Source organism: Egibacteraceae bacterium (assembly GCA_040905805.1).
Taxonomy (GTDB): domain Bacteria; phylum Actinomycetota; class Nitriliruptoria; order Euzebyales; family Egibacteraceae; genus DATLGH01.
On sequence record JBBDQS010000010.1, the window covers coordinates 1 to 2,066 of the forward strand.

Below are 2,066 nucleotides of genomic sequence, written 5' to 3' on the forward strand. Positions count from 1 at the left end.
CCGCGGCCCCCAGCGCGCTCGTCCACATCTGGCCCGGCGGCACAGGCCAGGTCGATGCGGGCGGCAGACGCAGGAGCGGACATGGACCCATCAAACACCAGGGGTGAGACTTCAACATTCCGGCCGCGGGCGGACTCGTCCGCAGCCGCCTCGCCGGCGGACTCCGCCGCAGCCGCTCGCCGGCGGGGGCCAGTCATCCGTGGAACGCTACTTGCCATGCGCCCGCACGGTGCCGGGCGAGGGGTTGTCGGGGGCACGGTGGACGGTGCCCGTTGGTGGCGGGTGGTTCCTACCGGACCGCAGGTGGGGTTGACCGGTGGGCATCGGCCGAGCGCCGGCTGTTTGGGGGACTTCGCTGATTCGGGCTTGACAGGGGCTGTGCACCATGGTTCCTTAGTCAAGTAAGGAACCGATAGGGCGGTTCCACAGGCGGGAGCTTCTTTGTTCGATGACCGCAGTCCGATCTACCGGCAGATCGCCGATGGGATCACCGCGGACATCCTGCGGGGGACCCTCAAGGGGGATGAACGGCTGATGTCGACCAACCAGTACGCGGCGTTCTACCGGATCAACCCGGCGACGGCCGCCAAGGCGTTCCAGCAGCTCGCCGACGCCGGGGTCATCTACAAGAAGCGCGGCGTCGGCATGTTCGTCAGCCCCGACGCGCAGGGCCAGCTGCGCGCCGAGCACCGCAGACGCTTCTTCGCCGACGTCGTGGACCCGATGGTCGAACAGGCCAGCGCGATCGGCATCCCGCTGGACCAGGTGATCGCGCGCATCCACGAGCACGCCGCCGCACGCGAGACGGAGGGCACGCCATGACGCTTGCGATCGAGGTGGAGGGCCTGCGGGTGCGCTACCGCTCACAGGAACGTGACGCGGTCGACGGGCTGACGTTGACCTTGGAGGGCGGCAAGGTCTACGGGCTGCTGGGTCGCAACGGCGCGGGCAAGACGACGGTGCTGTCGGTGCTGGCGGCCTTTCGCCGCCCGACGGCGGGCAGCGTGCGCATCGGCGGGCGCCCGGTGTTTGAGAACCCGGCGGTGACCCGGGAGGTGTGTCTGGTCCCCGACGGCGACGCCGGTGGGGAGCCCAGGTGGCGCTCGGAGAACGTCGGTGACGTGCTGGACCTGGCGGCGTGCCTGCGTCCGCGCTGGGACGTCGACTACGCCCACCACCTGCTCGCACGGTTCGGGATACCCAACAACATGGCGGTCAAGGCCCTGTCGCGCGGCAAGCAGGCGGCGGTGCGCATCGTGGTGGGTCTTGCCAGCCGCGCGGCGGTGACGATGTTCGACGAGCCCCACCTGGGCCTGGACGCGCCCTCGCGGCTGGTGTTCTACGACGAGCTGCTCGCCGATTTCATGGCCCATCCGCGCACGATCGTGCTGTCCACCCACCTGATCGAGGAAGTCGCCGGGCTGTTCGAGCAGGTCGTGATCATCGACCAGGGGCGTCTGGTCGCCCACCGTGACGTCGAAGGCCTGTGCGCGCAGGGCGCGGCGGTCACCGGGCCGGTCGAGGCGGTCGACCGGTTCACCGAGGGTCTGCGCGTGCTCAACGACAAGACCCTGGGACCCACCAAGGCGGTGATGGTCTACGGCGAGCTGGACGCGGCCAGGCGCGCACAGGCGCGCCGGGCGGGCCTTGAGGTCGGCCCCGTGGCGCTCCAGGACCTGTTCGTGCACCTCACCGAACCAAGCGAGACACCACGATGACCGCCAGCGGGCACCGTCACCTGCGCGCTCCCGTGCGGCTGCGCGGTCACGGTCGTGCTCGGCCCACGCTCGTGCTGTGCGGGTTGGCGCTGGCGGGGGCGCTGGTGGGCTGCGCTGCCGGCGACACCGGGCCAGACCGTGCCAACGACGAGGCTCGGGTGGCCGGTGGGGCGCTCAGCGCTGACGCCGGCACCGACGGGGCCATCACCGCCGGCGGTCGCCACACCTGCATGCTGGACGAGGGCGGCACCGTGGCCTGCTGGGGGAACAACCTTCACGGGGAGGTCGGTGACGGCACCACGACGGACCGGCGGGTGCCGGTGGCCGTGGCGGGGTTGGACGACGCGG

General features: G+C 71.1%; 3 protein-coding genes. All 3 read left to right on the forward strand.

Translation table 11 applies throughout. The features are described 5' to 3' along the window. Positions 1-441: 441 nt before the first annotated feature. Positions 442-822 carry a GntR family transcriptional regulator gene (locus WD250_01895; protein MEX2618947.1) on the forward strand — a complete coding sequence of 127 codons (381 nt, stop codon included), beginning with the start codon at positions 442-444 and terminating at the stop codon, positions 820-822. Beyond that, a complete protein-coding gene (locus WD250_01900) occupies positions 819-1,718 on the forward strand; it encodes an ABC transporter ATP-binding protein (protein MEX2618948.1) in 900 nt (299 codons plus the stop codon). The genes WD250_01895 and WD250_01900 overlap by 4 nt, the downstream gene beginning before the upstream one ends. Then, the coding region (locus tag WD250_01905) for an RCC1 domain-containing protein (GenBank protein MEX2618949.1) at positions 1,715-2,066 on the forward strand (352 nt) is incomplete at its 3' end. The genes WD250_01900 and WD250_01905, both read left to right, overlap by 4 nt.

Bases quoted from the DNA above. Each gene is read 5' to 3' on its own strand.
- WD250_01900 (MEX2618948.1), top strand. From the start codon at position 819: ATGACGCTTGCGATCGAGGTGGAGGGCCTGCGGGTGCGCTACCGCTCA.